Genomic DNA, 20,749 nt, shown 5'->3' with positions numbered 1-20,749 from the left:
GCTACCTCGTTTCTTCCTGTCTTTCTTTGGCTCTTAGCTGTCCACAGGCAGCGTCGATATCAGAACCATGTTCACGTCTAATTGTAGCATTAATCCCATTTCTTTTTAATTCTTTTTCGAACTTAAAGATATCTTCTTTTGGTGTACGAACATAATCACGTTCTGGTACGTGGTTCACTGGAATCAAATTGACATGACAGTTGAGATGCTTAATTAACTGAGCAAGCTCTCTCGCATGAGGCACTTGATCGTTAACGCCACCGAATAACCCATATTCAAAAGTGATCCGACGTCCTGTTTTAGCCGTGTAGTATTCAATTGCTTCCATCAGTTTATCAAGATCATATGCACGGTTAATCGGCATCAAGCGTGAACGGATGTCGTTGTTAGGTCCATGCAGGCTGAGGGCAAAGTTGATCTGAAGCTCCTCATCAGCAAAATCATAGATTCTAGGAATGATACCAGAAGTTGATACAGTAATATGTCGTGCCCCGATATTCAGGCCGTCATCATGATTGATGATCTTCAGGAAATCCATCATCTCATCGTAATTTTCAAACGGTTCACCGATCCCCATGATGACGACATGACTGACACGTTCACCCGTTAAATCCAGTGCCTGTTGAACGTTTAATACTTGCGCGACGATTTCGCCGGCCTCCAGATTCCTTTTGAGTCCGCCTAGTGTACTGGCACAGAATGTACAGCCGATTCGGCAGCCTACTTGAGTCGTGACACATACGGAATTACCATAGTCATGGCGCATCAATACAGTCTCAATCGTATAACCATCCTGCAGTTCATAAAGAAATTTAATGGTTCCGTCTTTACTTTCCTGTTTGACGACTGTTTTTAACGTTGTGATTGAGAAATTATCTTCCAGCAGCTGACGAAGTTCTTTAGATAAATTGCTCATGTCATCAAATGATGTAATGCGTTTGATATACAGCCAGTCAAAAATCTGTTTCGCGCGGAATCCTTGGTGCTCATGATCGGCCAGCCAGTCTTTCAGTTCATTCAACTGCAATGAATAGATTGACGGTTTTTCAAAATTGGGCATGAATTGATTTTTCTTCTTTTCTAATAATGCCATTATGACACATCCTTTTTTCTTAACTTCGCAATAAAGAAACCGTCTGCATTGAAGTCATGCGGCAGAATCTGTAGCGTTTTATGGGTTTCATCACCGATTTCAATCGGTTCAATTTCAAAGTCTTTGTTCTGTTTAATAAATGAATAGACGACATTTTCATTTTCCATCTGCTCAATCGTGCATGTCGAGTAAATCAATACGCCGCCAGGTTTGACGCTTTGTGCAGCATTCGATAGTATTTCGAGCTGCAGCGGCCACAGCTGGTCGATGTCTTTTTGTGTTTTGTCATACTTGATTTCCGGTTTCCGCTTGGCAACACCAAGTCCACTGCACGGTGCATCGACCAGTACTTTGTCATACTGCTTATCAAACGGTGCCCTTGCATCGTGAATCCCAGTCGTCACATTGGTCAGGCGCAATTTGCGTAAATTGAAGTCAATCAATTCAAGTTTATGGTCATGAATATCAAAGGCGTCGATCTGGCCGGATTGATTCAGCCGCTCTGCCATATGACATGTCTTCCCGCCTGGTGCGCTGCAGGTGTCTAATATGATATCGCCTGGCTTAGGATCCATAATATGAGCGACAAGCATGGACGATGCATCTTGTATGCTTACTAAACCATCTTTGAAGAGTCGTGTCTGTACGATCGGCGGCCCTTCAATGAATAAACACTCAGGTACAATAGCCGACTGCTTGACTTGGTAACCATCCGCTTCAAGTTTTAAAATGGCTTCGTCTACTGACAGACGTGTGGTGTTGATGCGAATACTTGTATCGGGCCGTTCAAGCAAATTGTGACAAATTGCTCGAGTCACTTCAAGCCCGAAATGGGTCTTCCAGTGTTTGACGAGCCAGAGCGGTGTGCTGGTTTCGATGCTGAGACGTTTCAAATCGTCCTTAATAGTATTGAAGTCCCTCAGCGGTGTCCTCTGAAAATTGCGGAGTATCGCATTCACTGTATTAGCTCCGGCTGTTGAACCTCGGCGTTTTGTAATTTCGACTGCTTCGTTGATGATGGCGTGATCCGGTATTTTATTCAAGTATACCGCCTGATAGACACTCATCATCAGCAGGCGTCTCATCCAGCCTTTTATCGTTGTTTTAATAAAAGGTTCAAGATAAAATTCAAGTGTCAATTTACGTTGAAGTGTTCCGTAGACGATTTCTGTCAGCAACGCCCGGTCTTGTAATTCGACAGCCCCTGACTTAATGGCTTCATTAATCAATAAATTGCTGTAGCCGCCTTCAGTCAACACTTTATCAAGTATATTAAGTGCGGTTAATCTGACATTAGTATCATTCATTAAATGTTATCCCCGTTATATCTTTCTGCTGACCTGCTGCAAAGCTTGCAGCTGCCATGCGTTTCTTGCCTGAAGGCTGTATTTCCTTCAGACGAACTGCACCGTCTTTAGTCGCTACAACGATTCCTTCTTTATCGGTATGAATAATGGCACCTGGCGCTCCATGACCATCCGCAAGTTCAGCCCGCCATAATTTCATCGGTTTGCCTTCATAATCAGCATATGCAACCGGCCATGGCGATAACCCTCTGATCTGATTGTGTACTTCCATAGCAGGACGATTAAAGTCAACCCACTCATCTTGACGAGTAATATTAGAGGCAAATGACACCCGCGTCTCATCCTGCTTAGTTCGTTCATTGGTTCCTGCAATGATAGATGGCAGTGTTTCCATCAACAGATCGACACCAAGCACTGATAATCGATCATGAACTGTTCCAACGGTGTCATTTAATTGTATCGGCAGCGCACGCTGACTAATCACATCACCTGCATCAAGTTTTTTAGCCATATACATAATAGAGACACCTGTCTGCTGCTCACCGTTGATGACCGCGTAATGAATCGGTGCACCTCCTCTATATTGAGGCAGTAGACTTGCGTGGACATTGATACAGCCGAGTCTCGGTGTTTCCAGCAGGCGCTCAGGCAATAATTGCCCATAGGCTGCTGTAACAATTAAGTCCGGCGCCAGCTGAATGATTTGGTCCAGTTCTTCTGAGCTGGTTAATTTTATCGGCTGATAGACTGGAATGTTCAGTTCTTCGGCAGCAACTTTGACCGGCGGCGGCGTCATCACTTTTTTGCGTCCCACAGGTTTATCTGGTTGTGTGACTACAGCAATGACGTCGTAAGACTCAGCCAATTTTTTTAGTATCGGTGTTGAGAAATCAGGCGTTCCCATGAATATGATCTTCGTCATCGCTAAACATCTCCTCCAGTTCTTCAAGGCTGACAGCTCTCGTCATCTTTTCAGTGAACAATGTACCATATAGATGATCGACTTCATGTTGAATCGCCCGTGCGACATCATCAAAAGCCGTCATCTCTACTGCTCGTCCTGATAGATCATGGCCTTTCAGTTCAATTTTAATACTCCGAGCTACTTCACCGTATATATCAGGTAAACTTAAACAGCCTTCTACATCTACTTCTGTTTCTTCAGAATAGTATGTAATGACCGGGTTAATCAGCTGCAGAATGCCGTCTTCTTCCATGTCAACCAGCGCCACTTTTAAGTCCACACCAATCTGAGGTGCAGCAATACCTACACCATCTGAATCAAACATCGTATCTTCCAAATCTAGAATCAGTTCACGCAGTGAATCGTCAAATTGGGTGACGTCCTTCACTTCTCGGTGCAGTATAGCATTACTTTCATTAATCAATGGTTTGATGGCCATCTTCATTCCTCGTTTCATGTCGTTCTATGATCTTTGTTCATATATACAATCATAATAGTATAAATGATAATTAGACTGAATAGCAAATAATAATAGCTGCTTGCAGGCATGCGAGCAGCTCATTGTTTCTTTATCATACATTATCATATATCGTGTATTTTATCACTATTACATCATTGTCTGCGGATTAATATCAATGCTGAGTGAAAATTTATCTTTGACGAACTTTTCGTAATAGTGGTCATCAAGATAAGTAAGTGCCTTCAACAGTTCCGGCTCTGACTTGAATTTGATGATGATCTGGAAGCGGTACTGATTATTAATCCTCCCGATGGCACAAGGGGCTGGACCGAGGACAAAGCTTCCTGGTGTCAGATGCTGCAGAAGTACTTCATGAATATGTCTACTTTCCAGCAATACTTTCTTCATATCCTCTTGACTGAATACAAGATTGACGAGATAGAAGTAAGGCGGATACTTACCCACTTTTCGGAACTGCATTTCCTGTTTGTAGAAACCGAGAAAATCATTGTTTTTAGCATGCTCTATCGCATAGTGGTCAGGATTGTATGTCTGAATAATGACATGTCCTTCTTTTTCAGCCCTACCGGCCCTCCCTGCGACTTGTGTCAGTAATTGATAAGTTCGTTCTGCCGATCTGAAGTCCGGCAGATTCAGCATTGTATCTGCGTTCAGGACACCGACAAGCGTGATATTCGGGAAATCAAGCCCTTTGGCAATCATCTGCGTACCGAGCAGAATATTTGCCTCACCATTTTTAAACTGAGTCAACAGTCGTTCATGCGCACCTTTTTTGGACGTTGTATCATTGTCCATGCGAATCACTTGAGCCCCGTCAAAATGTTTGTAGATCAACTCTTCTACTTTCTGTGTTCCGACGCCCATTTCACGGATGTGCTCACCAGTGCAGTTTGGACAGTTTAATACTTTGGGTTCTTTGTAGCCGCAGTAATGGCATTTAAGCTCATCTGTGACTCTATGATAGGTCAAACTGATATCACAGTTCGGACACTGCGGCACGTAACCGCAGTCACGGCACAGCATAAACTGAGCATGACCACGCCGGTTTAAAAACAGCACGATTTGCTCACCTTTTTGAATACGATCTTTAATGGCATGTGTCAATGCTTCTGAGAACATCGAGCGATTGCCGGCAGACAGTTCGTCACGCATATTGACCACCTGAACGGACGGCACAGGAAATTGATTCGCCCGCTCTTTAATAGTTAATAGCGTATAGACTCCTTTTTCAGCGCGCGCATAACTTTCAAGTGATGGTGTTGCGCTGCCGAGAATCACTGGACAGTGGTTGTATTCCGCACGCCACATGGCTACGTCACGCGCGTGATAACGAGGATAATCAGCCTGCTTATAGCTCGCTTCATGCTCTTCGTCGATAATAATCAGACCGAGATTTTTAAACGGCGCAAACACACTGGAGCGGGCTCCGACTGATACACGTGCCTCTCCACTTCTGATTTTCCGCCATTCATCGTATCGTTCACCTGCACTGAGTCCGGAATGAAGCACTGCCACCTCATCACCAAACCGTGCTTTGAAGCGTTCGACCATCTGTGGTGTCAATGCAATTTCAGGTACGAGCATTAATGCAGTCATTCCTTGCTCGAGAACGTCAGATATCGCCTGTAGGTAAACTTCAGTCTTCCCGCTTCCAGTAATGCCGTGCATCAGAAAGACTTCACTCTGTTTTTCATCGACGGCCTTTTTAACTGCCTCGTAAGCTATCCGCTGCTCTTCTCGCAGTACCTTCTTGTCATCTGAGAAGAACAGACGGTCTTTGTAAGGATCTCGTGTCTCTTCAATGTCAATTTTCTCCAATATCCCTTTACTGACCACCCCATTGATGACAGCTGCAGAATAATCCATTTCTTTTAGGTCTCTCAAAGTCATCGGCTGATGATCTGCTACTAATTCAACAAGTGCTTTCTGTTTCGCTGTCCGGAGTGTTAAAAGTGCTGTATCGATGTCGATATTTGACAGTCTCACAGCTTTCTGCGTTTTGATCCGGTGCTTCTGGCTGACATCTATATCTTCAATCACTTGTCCTGAGGCTATATAGCTCTGCAGCTTTAATAACTCATCGACTGTGCAGTCTGAAATTTTTTTGATGCCTTGTTTGTTAAACAACTGTGTGATAGTTGAAGGAATAGTATCATCCATTAAACGATAGACTTTCTGATATTTCCCTTTGACAGCATTAGGAAGCATAATATCGAGCAGTGCGATACGTTTAGCGATATGCGTCTTCTGCATCCATTCACTCAGTTCAATCAGTTCTTCATTGAGTTCAGGTGTTGTATCTTGAATGCTGTAGATCGGCTTTAACGTTTGATTTGAATCGCCGTCCAGCAGTTCAATGATATAGCCTTGAATTTTTCTCGGTCCGAACGGTACAATGACACGCATTCCAATCGTTATCATCGACTTAAGTTCTTCTGGTACTGCATAATCAAATAGTTTGTCGACTCGCTTGGCGTTGACGTCAACTACAACTTTAGCGTACATTTTGACCCTTCTTTATCGCTGTTAATATTTCATGTGCCACATCAATCTTAGGCATCTTCTTGATATTTTTTGTAGTGCCGTCTTTAAAGAACATCTCGACTTCATTATCAGTCGACTGGAATCCGATGGATCGATCGCCTACATTGTTAGCGATAATCACATCAGCATTTTTCTTCTCTAGTTTATCTTTGGCATACATGGCCACCTGCTCAGTTTCAGCAGCAAAACCGACAAGATATTGATGCGTTTTATGTTCTCCTAGATATTTCAATATATCAGTCGTCCGTTTGAAAGACAGATTCAAATCGCCTTCTTGTTTCTTCATCTTGCCCTCGATAAATTTCTCCGGCGTGTAATCAGCAACTGCTGCTGCTTTGATGATAATATCCTGGTCATCCATTCTGTCGGTCACTGCCTGAAACATATCTGTCGCGCTGTTCACACTGATCAGATTGACCCCTTTAGGAGGAGAGAGATGAACTGGACCACTGACAAGTGTAACTTCTGCCCCACGTAATACCGCTGCTTCTGCTAAGGCATAGCCCATTCTACCGGTAGAGTGATTAGTCATGTATCTGACTGCGTCAATGGGTTCGATTGTCGGCCCTGCTGTCACCAAAATTCGCTGTCCCGCATAATCATTATGATATTTGCGGCGCGTCATAAACGTTTCTATCGCTTCTTTGATTTCCAGCGGTTCCGCCATACGACCTTGTGCCACGTAGCCGCATGCTAAAAAGCCGCTGTTCGGTTCGATAAAGTGATAATTCATTTCACGCAGCAGCTGCATATTACGCACCACTGCAGGATTAGCATACATATTACTGTTCATAGCCGGCGCAATAAGCGTAGGTTTTGTCGAGGCAATCAATGTCGTTGTCACCATATTGTCTGCAATACCATTTGCAAGTTTACCGATTGTAGCAGCTGTTGCAGGTGCTATTACATTCAGATCGGCCCAGTCTGCAAGGTCTATATGTTTGACGACTTCAGGATTTGTTTCATCGAATAAATCAGTATGGACTTCATGGCGACTCAATGCTTGAAATGGCAGTGGCGTGACAAACTTCTGAGCTGATTCAGTCATCAGCACTTTTACGTCGTGCCCCGCCTGTACGAGTTTACTCGTTAAATCAATAGCCTTATAAGCAGCGATGCCTCCTGTTACACAGAGAAGTATTTTCATGTTTTCCTCCTATAAAAAATCTGACAAAGGAATTTGTCAGATTGACGTTTCACATCATTTTTCTAATTCTATTATAATACGACAAGATTGATGACGCCACTCGTGAGAATTCGCGGGTTGACTTCAGCCAAATAAAAACGCCTTAGTCTATTGAGACTATGGCGCTTAATTTATCAGTTCTTCATATCATTATTCTTCAATGATATGAATTTTGCCTTTGGCGATTTCTTCAAGTGATTTACCGACTGGTTTGTAGGATGTATAACGTTCCAACAAATTAGAATCCGGATTGTCCTGTAGTTCTCGAGCCCGTTTCGCAGCCAGCGTGACTACTAAATATTTAGAATTGACGTTCTCTTTAATTTGATCAAGTGGTGGATATAACATTATTTTTTAGCCTCCAATAACATTTTTCTGAATCTTGCTTCGATACGTTCGCGCTTTAAATGCTCTGCTTCTACAATCGTTTGAATTTTACGTTTGGCTTCCAGCACTTCATCATTAACGACGACATAATCATAGAGATTCATCATTTCAACTTCTTTTCTCGCTTCTGAAATTCTATAGGCGATGATATCTTTTGACTCGGTTCCGCGCCCAATCAGACGTTCTTCAAGATGAGCAAGCGACGGCGGTGCAAGAAAGATAAACAATGCCTCAGGAAATTTCCTGCGGACTTGTTTAGCCCCTTCAACTTCTATTTCTAAAAATACATCTTTGCCCGCATTCATTGTCTCTCTTACATATTGTACGGGAGTCCCATAGTAATTACCAACATACTCAGCATATTCAATGAACTCATCTTGTTCAATCAGCGCTTCAAACGCTTCTCTTGATTTGAAGAAATAATCCACACCGTCTGTTTCCCCAACCCTCATCTTACGGGTGGTCATAGAGATAGAATATTCAAAATCCGTAGTAGGATCATCAAATATTGCTTTGCGAACTGTACCCTTTCCTACACCTGAAGGACCGGATAAAACAATGAGCAATCCTTTTTCATTATCCATTGTGACGACCTTTCTGCTTAAAAATTCGTTATAACTTAATTTATCACATCTCATGCCAAAAATACATGGTTCAATAAATTATTCATCTTTAATGTGAAGAGAATTAAATCATGATACACTATAATAATGATAAATGAGGTGAAAAATAATGGCTTTTGATGGATTATTTACAGGAAAAATGATTGTGGAACTCGACTATTTAAAGAGCGGCAGAATCAACCGTATCACACAGCCCGACCATCAGACAATCATTCTGACGGTAAGAGCTGACAGAAAGAATCAACAATTAATCATATCAGCGCACCCTAATTTCGCGCGTTTTCATATGACTGCCAAGAAATATACCAACCCATTTGATCCACCCATGTTTCTGAGAGTTCTCAGAAAACATTTAGACGGGGCTATCATCAAAAACATCACACAGCAGGGGAACGACAGAATCATTACAATGGATTTTGATAATACCGATGAGATCGGAGACCCTGTCAAACGAAAACTGATCATCGAACTGATGGGTAAGCACAGCAATGTCATACTGACAGATGGTCAATTTAAGATTCTAGAGAGCATGAAGCATTTGACTCCGAATACGAATGCGGCAAGAACAATCATGCCAGGGTTCACTTATGAAGAACCACCGACTCAAAAAAAGCATAATCCTTATGAGTTGACTGACATAACGCCGCTTTTGAATGGCGAACAGCCATTAAGAAAACAGCTGCTCAATCAGCTGGAAGGCTTCAGCCCACTCGCTATTGATGAATTGCTGTCATTGAATGATGATGTAGATGCGGCTTTCAAACAGTTTATGTCACAGTCAGAGCAGATTCAACCGGTGTATTATCAGCATGACTCAAAGGAATATTTTTATTTCATGCCACTGAATACAATGGGTGAGCCTGCAAAAACATTTGAGACATTATCGCTCCTGCTGGATGATTATTACAATGAACGCGGTGAACGTGAACGCATTAAATCAAGAAGCGTTGATTTGAGCAGACACATTACCCAGCTGCTGCAAAAAGATGAGAAAAAACTCGCGAAATTGGTCAATGAACTGGCAGAAGCAGAACATACTGATGAGATACAACTTTATGGTGAGCTCATCACAGCGAACATGTACCAGCTAAAGCAAGGTATGACTGAGTTTGAAACATTGAATTACTATACTAATGAGCCAGTCACTATTCCGCTCAATCCAAGAAAGTCCCCTGCTGAAAATGCACAGTACTACTATAAGCAGTACAATAAAATGAAGACGAGAAAAGTACATGCACTTGAGCAGATTGAAGAGACTAAGCAGGAAATTGCTTATTTAGAAACATTGATTGCACAGCTTGCCTATATTGCTTACGAAGATATTGAAGGCATACGCGAAGAACTGCAGGAACAAGGACTCATGAAAAAACGTCAGAAGTCCAAAACAACTAAGAAACAGAAGATTCAACTTGAAAAATACCGCTCAACAGACGGTACGGATATACTGGTCGGGAAAAATAATATTCAAAATGATTACTTAACAAACAAAGTCGCGAGAAAAGACCATACATGGCTTCATACTAAAGATATTCCAGGATCCCATGTAGTCATTCAGACGAAAGAGCCATCGGAAGAGACCATTAAAGAGGCAGCTATCATAGCAAGCTATTATTCTAAAGCCAGTCAGTCCGCGCAAGTTCCTGTCGACTTTACATTGATCAGACATGTTCATAAACCAAGCGGTGCCAAACCCGGTTTTGTCACTTATACTGATCAAGCCACCATCTATGCTACGCCCGACAAACATAAAGTGGATGCGCTAAGAGTCAAAGACCATTAAAACAAGGCCTCATGATTATCTCATGAGGCCTTGTTTTTGGTACAATCACTTGTCACACCTACACTTGAATTATTTTAACTTCCATATATCTCTATTATAATCATTGATGGTTCTGTCACTTGAGAAATGTCCCGATTTGGCAATGTTCACAAGGCTCATCTGGTTCCATCTTCTTTGATCGCGATACAGCGCGACTGCGCGTTCCTGTGCATCCACGTAAGAATCAAAGTCTTTTAAAATAAAGTAAGGATCATTATCTTTCAGCAGATGATAATACAGATCATTAAACGACTTACCATTCGTATATGTATCGTCATTCAACTGATCCATCACTTTCTTAATCCGCACATCTGACTGATAAATTTCTCTTGCCTGGTAGCCGCCATTATTTTGATAGTCAATGACTTCATCAGATGACAGACCGAAAATAATCGTGTGATCACGACCCACCAGTTCATCTATCTCGACATTAGCTCCGTCCAGTGTTCCAAGTGTGACTGCACCGTTCATCATCATTTTCATATTACCAGTACCAGAGGCTTCCATAGATGCAGTAGAGATCTGTTCAGATATTTCAGCTGCCGGAATAATGTCTTCTGCAAGACTAACATTGTAGTTTTCAAGGAAGACGACTTTTATCCGATCATTAACATCTTCGTCATGATTGATCACATTAGCTACGGCATGAATTAAACGAATGATTTCCTTGGCCCGTTTGTATCCTGGAGCTGCTTTCGCACCAAATATAAATGTTCTTTTCTGTATGTCTGCCGATGGGTTCTGTTTGATGGCGTGATACAGATAAATGATGTGGAATACATTCAACAATTGACGCTTGTACTCATGAAGTCGTTTGATCTGCACATCAAAGATGGAGTTTTCATCGACTTCTATCCCTGTTTTATGATAAATTACCTCTTTTAGATGTTTCTTATTTTTAACTTTAACGTCATGAAGCTCATTTAAAAATGCATCATCATCAATAAATGCCATAAGCTGCTCAAGCTGTTCTGGATGTTTAATCCATCCGTCACCTATTTTGTCAGTGATAATCCGGCTCAACCCTGGATTTGCATTCAACAGCCAGCGTCGATGCGTAATACCATTCGTTTTATTGTTGAATTTCTCCGGCGTCAGTTCATAGAATGGACGGAACGTGTGCTTTTTGATGATATCACTATGGAGTTTCGCAACACCATTGACGCTGAAGCTGCCGACAATCGCAAGTTTACTCATATGCACCATACCGTCACTGATGATAGCCAGTTCGTGGTTATCGTGACCTTCTGTAAATCTTCTGTTGATCTCTTCAATAATCATCAAAATTCTTGGATTTAATCGCTTCACAAGATCATAAGACCATTTTTCAAGGGCCTCCTGCATAATGGTATGATTCGTATAGGCGAATGTCTGAGTGGTCACTTTCCATGCTTCATCCCAGCTTAGACCTTCTTCATCCATAAGAATCCTCAGCAATTCCGGAATACCAAGTGTCGGGTGCGTGTCATTGATTTGAATGATATTCTTTTCATGAAACTGCTGAAGCGGTAGTTCATGAATAGTTTTGAATTTTTGAACTAGTGTCTGAAGAGAAGCTGACACAAGGAAATACTGCTGTTTTAAGCGCAGCAGTTTACCATCATCACTCTCATCATCAGGGTACAGCACACCCGAGATACGTTCAACATTATTCATATAATCCAGGCGATTATTATACGTATGACCATCCTCAGCACTGTTTAACGCTTCCGCTTTCCATAGTCTTAAGTTATTGACGACATCATTGTGATAGCCGACGATACTGACATCATAAGGAACAGCCTGTACTTTTTCCTGATCCGCATAAGTAAATTGATAATTCCCCTGTTCATCTGTCGTATATTGAGCAGTTCCACCAAAATTGACAATGACTGTTTCTTCAAACTTTCTTGTTTCCCACGGGTAAGGTTCTTTCAACCAGTTATCAGGTAGTTCCACTTGATTGCCGGATACAATTCGCTGCTCAAACAATCCGTATTCATATCTAATTCCAAATCCATTGCCAAGTAGACCGAGGCTTGCAATAGAATCTAGAAAACAGGCAGCAAGTCGACCTAAACCACCATTGCCGAGTGCTGCATCTTCTTCTTCATGATAGACCAGCCGCGGATCTGCTCCTAAATCTTGAAGCACTTCATCACATACCGCTTTAAAGCCGGTATTGATTAAATTACTCTCTATAAGACGACCAATCAAAAACTCAAGCGACAAATAAGACACTTGACGCTCTTTATTCTGATGATGTCTTTTCACAGTTTCAAGTCCAGTTTGATGAACTTCATCATTAATGATTGCTGCTATCGCATAGAACAAATCAGTAGAGCTCGCCTCTGTCGTCGTTGTCATGCGCAGCTTACGGAGCTTATCTTCAAGCAGATTATGGAATTCATATTTTGTAAATGTCCTCATCTTTATCGCTCCTTAATAAATGTCCAAGTATCGATCAGCTGATTTTGCCCAGCTGTTATTGACCTTTGAAATATTCTTGATCAACGCTTTATAGTGGTCAGGATCCTGATAAATACGTACCGCTTCATTTAATTTATCCAGTAATTCATGCGCATTATAATTCGCAAATGTCAATCCTGTCCCTACACCATTGTAAATATCAAACGGAATGACTGTATCTTTTAAGCCCCCTGTTTCTCTCACAATCGGTACAGCTTTGTACTGCAGAGCAATCAACTGGGATAATCCGCACGGTTCGAACAATGAAGGCATTACAAAGAAATCACTGGCAGCATATATTCTGCGTGAGAATCCTTCGTCAAAACCAATCGTCACATGGACTTTATCAGGATACTTATTCGCCAGATAATTGAAGAAAGATTCAAATTCATACAATCCATTGCCGAGTACAACGACTTGAACATTCTGCTGAACAAATTCTTCTAGTATCGCCATGACAAGATGCAGCCCTTTTTGTTCGACCATCCGCGTAATAATTGAAAACATCGGAATATGAGCATCTACTGGTAATCCCATTTCCTGCTGAAGCGCTTTTTTGTTTTCTCGTTTCTTCGGAATAGATGTCTTGAAGTTGACAGGCAGATGAGTATCTTTCATCGGATTATAGTCATCCACATCAATACCATTGACAATACCAAGCACATCAGGATTCCGTAGGTTTAACATCCACTGCAGACCTTCACCGTAGTAATCCGTCTTAATCTCTTCTGCGTATGTCGGTGACACTGTTGTTATTTTATCAGCATGGAAGATTCCTGCTTTCATTAAATTAAGCATGCCGCCCCATTCAAATCCTGCAAAATGAATTCTATCCAGATTGAATAATTCTTCAAAGGCACTGTGCATGAGCCAGCCTTGATATAAAATGTTATGGATGGTAAAAACTGTTTTGATTCCTTCAACAGGCTTTTTAATGTTACAGATAGCCACTGCAGCAGCTGCCTGCCAGTCATGTCCATGGAGAACATCCGGTTTGAAGTCACCACGGTAAATGAATTCGATGACGGCATTAGAGAAGTAGATGAATCGTTCACCATCATCGATATAGCCATAGAGACTTTCTCTGTTGAAATAATATTCATTATCGACAAAGTAATAATGAACCCCTTCGTAGTCCATTTCATATATTCCAGTATATTGTCTGCGCCAGCCCACTTCAGTATCATAAATCATGACTTCTTTCAGCTGCTCTCGATATTGTTCTTTTAACTGCTTGTATAACGGTAGGATGACACGTACTTCACACTTCTTAGTGTTGTTTAAATACTGCGGAAGGCTGCCGATTACATCAGCAAGCCCTCCTGATTTAAAAAATGGTGTACATTCAGATGCCACATATAATATTTTTTTCATAATTGTTTACCTCATGTTAGATGGTTTGTCGTTTGGCGATGACGTACGGTTTATCCGATGAACCTATTAACCGCTGATCTTTATTAACAGTAACGTCTTTATCAAGGATTACATTTTCGATCACTGTTCCTTCACCGATACAGCAATTTGTCATAATAATGGAGTTTCTGACGACTGCACCTTTCGCTACTTTGACACCACGATAAAGAATACTGTTTTCTACATTGCCTTCAATGACACAGCCATTGGCAAGCGTAGAGTTTTTGACCACGCAGTCATTCAAATATTTCGTCGGTGGTTGACTTGATGTTTTAGTACGGACGCGACGTCCTTCTTTGAATATTTCCTTATAGATATGCGGGTCAAGAATAGACATATTATTATGATAGAAGCTCTTCAGCGAATTAATATACATCGTTCTTTCATTAACATCAAAGTATCTGACGTTAAGCTCAGCTAAACGTTCCTGAATACCTTGGATAAAGAAATTATCTTTGTAATTTTGAATACAGAAGTCAACAATTTCAAGCATCTTACTCTTCTTGATAATATAAGTGCCAGTAAATATATGCTTGTTGTCTGAATCATGATTTAAAAATCCAACTCTTCCTTCTTCATCATTAATTCTCAGCAGTGGATGATGCATTTCTTCTAACGTTTCTTTCTGTTCAGAAATTAACGTTACATCTGCTCCGCTGTCTACATGCTGCTCCAATGCCTCTTTAAAGTCTGCATTAACGATGAATTGTGAGCCTGCGATGATGACATCCGTTGCATTAGAACGATTGAAGTAATCTCTATTGTTATGGAAGTGTCTTAAATCTCCGCGTGAAATATCTGTTGGATCATGCCAGTCAGGAGGAAGTACAAATAGTCTTGAATTTTTGTCATCCAATCCGAAGTTATCACCATTTTCCAGATGATCCATGAGTGCGCGATATTTCTGATTAGTAAAAATACCGATTTCATTGGCACCAGTGCTGACCATATTTGAAATAGTGAAGTCAATGAGACGGTATCTGCCGGCGAATGGAACACTCGCCCCGTTTCTGAAATACGTTAATTCTTCAAGATAATCATGTTCATTTGCTAAGTTAATCAATCCCATTAAAGAGCGCATTATTGTCTACCTCCATCAATATAATCATTAATATTTTCTTTACCTAGTACGATAGGTTCATCTTCTGTTGATCCATTAATGACAGCACCTTCAGGAATTTCCATGTCTTCCATGATAATAGCTTTATTGATTACTGCATTTTTCCCAATGACTACTCTTGGATGGATGATAGATTCAGTGACTTTAGCTCCTTCTTCGACAGTGACTTCACTGAACAGGACTGAACGCGTCACTTCACCAAAGATAAAAGAACCCGGACAGATGAGTGAATTAGTAATATCAGCTGTTTCCCCGATGAACTGAGGAGCCAGATTGGATTCATGAGAATAGGTCGGCCATGATTTACTGTTTAACAATTGAGCTAAATCTTCTTCCAGCAAATCCATATTGGCTTCCCAATAGGATTGAATCGTTCCGACATCTTTCCAGTAGCCGTCGAAGCGATACGCATAGAGCCGTTTATTGTCATTCAGCATTTTAGGGATAATGTCATTCCCGAAATCATGCTCTGAAGCGCTGTCTTTTTCATCTTGAAGCAGATATTCCCGAAGCACTTTCCAGTTAAAGATATAGATTCCCATCGATGCAAGGTTATTTTTTGGCACTTTCGGTTTTTCATCAAATTCATAAATCTTTAAATCTTCTTCTGTATTTAAAATACCGAATCTTGATGCTTCCTCAATAGGTACTTCAATGACTGAAATAGTCGCATCTGACTGCTGCTCCTTATGAAAATCGAGCATCGCCTGATAATCCATCTGATAAATATGGTCCCCTGAGAGAATCAATAAGTATTCAGGGTCATACTGATCGATGAAATGAATATTTTTCGTGATGGCATCTGCAGTCCCTTCAAACCATGAAGCACCTGTCTGGTTCGCGAATGGTGCAAGTACTGATATACCGCCTTCCTGCTTATCTAATCCCCACGGTTTCCCCATTCCGATATGTCTGTTCAGCATTAACGGTGCATATTGCACAAGAACACCTACTGTACTAATATCTGAATTCGACAAGTTGCTGAGAGTAAAATCAATGATACGATATTTTCCGCCGAAAGGAACTGCCGGCTTTGCAATTTCTTTAGTTAACTGACCTAATCGTGTTCCTTTACCACCTGCTAATAGCATTCCAACTACTTCTGTACTCATCTTAATTCCTCCAGAAATTTACTTTGTTTTTTTATTTTGATTGATTTTTTTATAGACAGCCATACCTAATGGTGGCAGTTTCGTTCTCACGCTGAACGGATAACCATTGATTTCATCTGGACGTGCTTGTAATCTGTCATCTACTACTTGACCAGAGCCGCCAAAATCTTCGGCATCAGAATTGAATATTTCTTGATAATCCCCTTTAAGCGGTACACCGAGCGGATAATCATAATAAACCTGCCCTGAAAAATTGAGCGCTATAATCAGCTGTTCCCCGGCTTTATTTGTACGGACATAGCTGATGACTGACTGTTCGTTATTATCAACATCTATCCAGTCAAAGCCTTCAGGACTATAATCCAGATCGAAAAGTTCTGAATGCAGGCTGTAAAAATGATTCAATGCTTTGACATACTTCTGCATGCCGTGATGATAAGGGTATTTGAGCAGAAACCAGTCAATCTCTTCTTTATCTTTCCATTCTGAATAAAGACCGAGCTCACTACCCATAAACAATAACTTCTTCCCGGGATACGTCATCGTATAGCCGTATAACGCTCTTAAGTTAGCAAACTTCTGCCACTGGTCACCAGGCATCTTATCCAGCATTGATAATTTGCCGTGAACGACTTCATCATGTGAAAAAGGAAGGACGAAGTTCTCGTTATACCGGTACATCATCGGAAACGTCAAATATTGATGATTATGAGGTCTAGCCCCCTGCTCAAGTTCGAAATAATCAAGAGTATCATGCATGAAGCCTAAGTCCCACTTGAAATTAAATCCTAATCCTCCTTGATTGACAGGCGCTGTTACCATCGGCATATCCGATGAATCTTCAGCCATCATCAATGTATAAGGATGCGCCTCGAAAATGACTGTATTGAGTTTTTTGATAAATGCAATAGCTTCTTTATGGTCGCTTGTTCCTTCATCGTTATAAATTTTTTCTTCCGGTGTATGGTTTTCAAAGTTCAAGTCCGTCATACTATGAACAGCATCCACTCTCAATCCATCTAGATGGTACTCCTTTAGCCAGAAGTTAGCATTTGAAATAAGAAAACTTTGGACTTCATTGCGCCCAAAATCAAATGTCAATGTCCCCCACCCGCGTTTATCTGCACGTTTAGGGTCGTCATATTCATAAAGTGGACGACCATCAAATTGTCTTAAGCCATGTTCATCTTTACAGAAATGTGCTGGAACCCAGTCCATGATGACTCCTATTCCAGCCTGATGACAACAATCAACTAAATATTTGAAATCATCTGGTGAGCCGAATCTCGAGGTCGGGGCATAATATCCTGTTACTTGGTACCCCCATGATAAATCAAAAGGATGTTCAGTCAGCGGCAGAAATTCGACGTGAGTATAACCCATTTCTTTGACGTAAGGCACAAGTTCTGCTGCCATTTCCCTATAACTTAAATAAGTGGCATCTGTATAGCTGTCGATAGTCATATCGTCTGTCCGTTCGACTTTATGTTTCTTCCACGTACCAAGATGTACTTCGTAAATATTGATAGGACTCTCATAGTTGTTGACCGATGGCTTATTCTTCAGCCACTCAGCATCTTTCCATTCATAATCGGATGGTGCCGTAACAATCGAGGCAGTCCTAGGTCTCACTTCAGCAAATCTGGCATATGGATCAGCTTTCAGTATCATTCCTTCATCGGTTTCCATAGCATATTTATAAGTTGTTTGAGGCAAAACATCGTACGTGCCTGTCCAGAGCCCTTCATCTGACACTTTAGTCAACTCATATCCAGTACCTGTCCAATTGTTACAATCCATGGCTACGGCAGCTGAATGTGCGTGAGGCGCCCATACAGTGAAAGTGGTCTGCTGACTCTCAGGGTTATAGTGAGCACCTAGAAATTGGTAACTTTCATAATGTGTACCTTGGTGATATAAATACCGATCTAAATCAGATATTTCCTGCATAAAATCATTCCTTTCATCGCGCTGTCATATCTGTTATATGTATAGATACCCTATAATATTATTGATGAAAACACATTTCAAAACCTACTTTATATATATTGTACTTGTAATTTACAATGAAGTATAACAATAAATAGATGAAATCTTCAAATTATTTCGCAATTTTTCTTCATACTAATAGTATTGCAGTGTTTGTTGCGTTTATAATAGAGTTAGTTCAATGAGGAGGAAGCATATGACTTATGTAGGCTATATAGACAGTTTCCATGAGATTAATCTGTCTTATCATTCACTAGAAAATCCTGCTCACTATTTCAAGCATGCTGTCATCCGCTGTGACCATGCGACCATTCCTCTTTTCTACAGCTGTCAGCATGATAATTATTATACGTTCAAAACAGACGTCTCTATCGAACTGCATCATCGCTGGTTCATAGAGTTTAATAATGAAACGTACCCTGTACATACGGGCAGCGTCGTCAGAACGACAGCATTTGACGAGAAGTTTCAACAGCAGGGTACTGAATATGGTTCTATTTACCATCCTGACAGCACTCAGTTTACTCTATGGTCACCAGTAGCGAGTATGGCAGAAGTAGTCATGGACGACGTGGTACATACTATGCATTATGAAGATGGCAACTGGACAGTCACCATCCCAGGTGACCATTACTTGAAACCTTATCTTCTCGGTGTCGAGACGAATCATGACTATCATTTAATCATCGACCCCTATACAAAAGGACTGACGTTAAATGCCGCTAAAGGAGTGGTAATCGATCCAGCCATTGAACCTGCGGGTTTCAGCTCTCATCAAGTCCCACCTGTGAAGCCTGAAGAAAGCATTATTTACGAAGTTCACGTACGTGATTTCTCAATGCATCAAAACAGCGGAATCGCTAAGCAGCATCAAGGTAAATTCAGCGGCATGATTCAGCCGGGTACTTCTACTCCTTCCGGCTGTACGACCGGTATTGATTATATTGCATCACTAGGTATCACTCATGTCGAGTTGTTACCTATCAACGATTTTGCCAAAGTCGATGATATTAAATTTCATGAGAGTTATAACTGGGGATATGATCCGATGTATTTTCAGACACCGGACGGCAGCTTCTCGGAACGCCCTGACCATCCTGAAGTCAGACTGCTGGAGTTAAAAGAACTGATCATGACTTATCACGAACGTGGCATCGGAATTATTCTCGATGTTGTATTCAATCATGTCTTTGACAGACAGACGTCATCATTCGAAAAGCTGGTTCCAGGATACTTCTTCAGATATTTTGATGACTTGTCGCTCAGTAACGGCACGGGCGTCGGAAATGACTTTGCTACTGAACGTCTGATGGCCAGAAAATTCATTGTCGATTCTTTGCTCTACTACGCAGATTATTTCAAAGTAGATGGCTTCAGATTTGATCTGATGGGTGCTATTGATATTGCAACGATGAAAATGATAGACGCGGCACTGTACGAGCGTAATCCTAATATTTTATTGCTCGGTGAAGGATGGAACTTACAAACTGCTCTTCCAAACAGCCATAAAACAGTGCCTTCCAATGGACATCTTGTTCCACATATTCATTTTTTCAACGATTTCTTCAGAGATACATTAAAGGGCAATAACTTTGATATATCAGATACTGGTTATATGAATGGTTACGGTAAATATCATGACCGGATGTTCAATCTATTCACGGGACAGTATTATGATATGCATGTCAGACAGACCATCAACTATTGTGAAGTTCATGATAATCATACACTGTTCGATCGGATATTTTATTCATCCAAACAGTCAAGTGATGAGATGCTGCTCATTCATCAGATGGCCACGATATTCACTATATTAAGTCAAGGTGTCCCGTTTATTCATGCGGGTCAAGAATTTTTCAGAACAAAATACGGCCATGGAAACACGTATAATCTTGGAGACTATATCAACCGGTTGAACTGGAACAAAAGACAAATGTATAACAGTGAAATTGAATTGTTTAAGAAAGCAGTTGCATTGAAACGAACTTACGAAGTGTTCCGACTGACCGATTATCAGGATATCACCTCAAGAATCATGGGGTTTGACTGCCCGGCTCCTGTTTTTGGTGCATTGTTGTTTGATACAGAAGTTGAATTCATACTGCTTCTTAACCCGACAGCAGAATTACAGACGATTGAAATCCCCCGGTTAGGGGTATTTGAAATAGTATTAAGTACCACGCGTTCATCAGGCCGAGCTTCTGGTCAATACATACTCAAACCCTTTGAGACGACTGTATTAACTAAACGGACATCATATTAA

At 41.1% G+C, this 20,749-nt stretch carries 15 protein-coding genes; 2 read left to right on the top strand and 13 right to left on the bottom strand.

The features are described 5' to 3' along the window. Position 1 precedes the first annotated feature (1 nt). The 8 genes from rlmN to gmk all read right to left on the bottom strand — a co-directional run bounded on the left by rlmN (position 2) and on the right by gmk (position 8,546). Positions 2 to 1,093 (bottom strand): dual-specificity RNA methyltransferase RlmN, encoded by a 1,092-nt coding sequence (gene rlmN / locus AC3IPL_RS04240; protein ID WP_489241983.1) that lies wholly within the window; start codon positions 1,091 to 1,093, stop codon positions 2 to 4. Then, positions 1,093 to 2,400 carry a 16S rRNA (cytosine(967)-C(5))-methyltransferase RsmB gene (gene rsmB, locus AC3IPL_RS04235; protein ID WP_489241982.1) on the bottom strand — a complete coding sequence of 436 codons (1,308 nt, stop codon included), beginning with the start codon at positions 2,398 to 2,400 and terminating at the stop codon, positions 1,093 to 1,095. Before rsmB ends, rlmN begins: the two co-directional genes overlap by 1 nt. Then, positions 2,393 to 3,322 (bottom strand): methionyl-tRNA formyltransferase, encoded by a 930-nt coding sequence (fmt, locus tag AC3IPL_RS04230; RefSeq protein WP_489241981.1) that lies wholly within the window; start codon positions 3,320 to 3,322, stop codon positions 2,393 to 2,395. Before fmt ends, rsmB begins: the two co-directional genes overlap by 8 nt. Next, positions 3,291 to 3,803 (bottom strand): peptide deformylase, encoded by a 513-nt coding sequence (gene def / locus AC3IPL_RS04225; RefSeq protein ID WP_489241980.1) that lies wholly within the window; start codon positions 3,801 to 3,803, stop codon positions 3,291 to 3,293. The genes fmt and def overlap by 32 nt, the downstream gene beginning before the upstream one ends. Before the next feature lie 168 nt (positions 3,804 to 3,971). Continuing rightward, positions 3,972 to 6,350, bottom strand: coding sequence for a primosomal protein N' (gene priA / locus AC3IPL_RS04220; protein ID WP_489241979.1), 2,379 nt, complete (start codon positions 6,348 to 6,350; stop codon positions 3,972 to 3,974). Then, positions 6,340 to 7,536, bottom strand: coding sequence for a bifunctional phosphopantothenoylcysteine decarboxylase/phosphopantothenate--cysteine ligase CoaBC (coaBC, locus tag AC3IPL_RS04215; protein ID WP_489241978.1), 1,197 nt, complete (start codon positions 7,534 to 7,536; stop codon positions 6,340 to 6,342). The genes priA and coaBC overlap by 11 nt, the downstream gene beginning before the upstream one ends. Positions 7,537 to 7,725: 189 nt before the next feature. Continuing rightward, entirely contained in the window at positions 7,726 to 7,923 is a 198-nt protein-coding gene (rpoZ, locus tag AC3IPL_RS04210) for a DNA-directed RNA polymerase subunit omega (RefSeq protein ID WP_489241977.1), read from the bottom strand. Then, positions 7,923 to 8,546 carry a guanylate kinase gene (gmk, locus tag AC3IPL_RS04205; protein WP_489241975.1) on the bottom strand — a complete coding sequence of 208 codons (624 nt, stop codon included), beginning with the start codon at positions 8,544 to 8,546 and terminating at the stop codon, positions 7,923 to 7,925. Before gmk ends, rpoZ begins: the two co-directional genes overlap by 1 nt. A gap of 148 nt (positions 8,547 to 8,694) precedes the next feature. Between gmk and AC3IPL_RS04200 the strand changes: the two genes are divergently transcribed. Beyond that, complete coding sequence (locus AC3IPL_RS04200) at positions 8,695 to 10,365, top strand: Rqc2 family fibronectin-binding protein (RefSeq protein ID WP_489241974.1); 1,671 nt, start codon at positions 8,695 to 8,697, stop codon at positions 10,363 to 10,365. A gap of 69 nt (positions 10,366 to 10,434) precedes the next feature. On the opposite strand, the gene AC3IPL_RS04195 is transcribed toward AC3IPL_RS04200, so the two are convergent. From AC3IPL_RS04195 to glgB, 5 genes are read right to left on the bottom strand one after another with little or no spacing between them, the layout of a single operon-like run. After that, the gene (locus AC3IPL_RS04195; protein ID WP_489241973.1) at positions 10,435 to 12,813 is read right to left on the bottom strand and encodes a glycogen/starch/alpha-glucan phosphorylase; all 2,379 of its coding nucleotides are present in this window, start codon (positions 12,811 to 12,813) and stop codon (positions 10,435 to 10,437) included. 12 nt (positions 12,814 to 12,825) lie between these two features. Next, a complete protein-coding gene (locus AC3IPL_RS04190) occupies positions 12,826 to 14,226 on the bottom strand; it encodes a glycogen synthase (RefSeq protein WP_489241972.1) in 1,401 nt (466 codons plus the stop codon). Between the two features lie 16 nt (positions 14,227 to 14,242). Then, positions 14,243 to 15,346 (bottom strand): glucose-1-phosphate adenylyltransferase subunit GlgD, encoded by a 1,104-nt coding sequence (gene glgD / locus AC3IPL_RS04185; RefSeq protein ID WP_489241970.1) that lies wholly within the window; start codon positions 15,344 to 15,346, stop codon positions 14,243 to 14,245. Continuing rightward, a complete protein-coding gene (locus AC3IPL_RS04180; RefSeq protein WP_489241969.1) occupies positions 15,346 to 16,497 on the bottom strand; it encodes a glucose-1-phosphate adenylyltransferase in 1,152 nt (383 codons plus the stop codon). Before AC3IPL_RS04180 ends, glgD begins: the two co-directional genes overlap by 1 nt. A gap of 18 nt (positions 16,498 to 16,515) precedes the next feature. Then, on the bottom strand, positions 16,516 to 18,447 hold the full coding sequence (glgB, locus tag AC3IPL_RS04175; RefSeq protein WP_489241968.1) for a 1,4-alpha-glucan branching protein GlgB: 1,932 nt from the start codon (positions 18,445 to 18,447) through the stop codon (positions 16,516 to 16,518). Positions 18,448 to 18,682: 235 nt separating this feature from the next. Between glgB and pulA the strand changes: the two genes are divergently transcribed. Further along, positions 18,683 to 20,749, top strand: a complete 2,067-nt coding sequence (pulA, locus tag AC3IPL_RS04170; RefSeq protein ID WP_489241967.1) for a type I pullulanase — start codon at positions 18,683 to 18,685, stop codon at positions 20,747 to 20,749.

Source organism: Macrococcus sp. GL_134, from assembly GCF_057834705.1.
The sequence above is the reverse complement of the archived record's forward strand: the minus strand, read 5'-3'. Positions and strand labels throughout refer to the sequence as shown.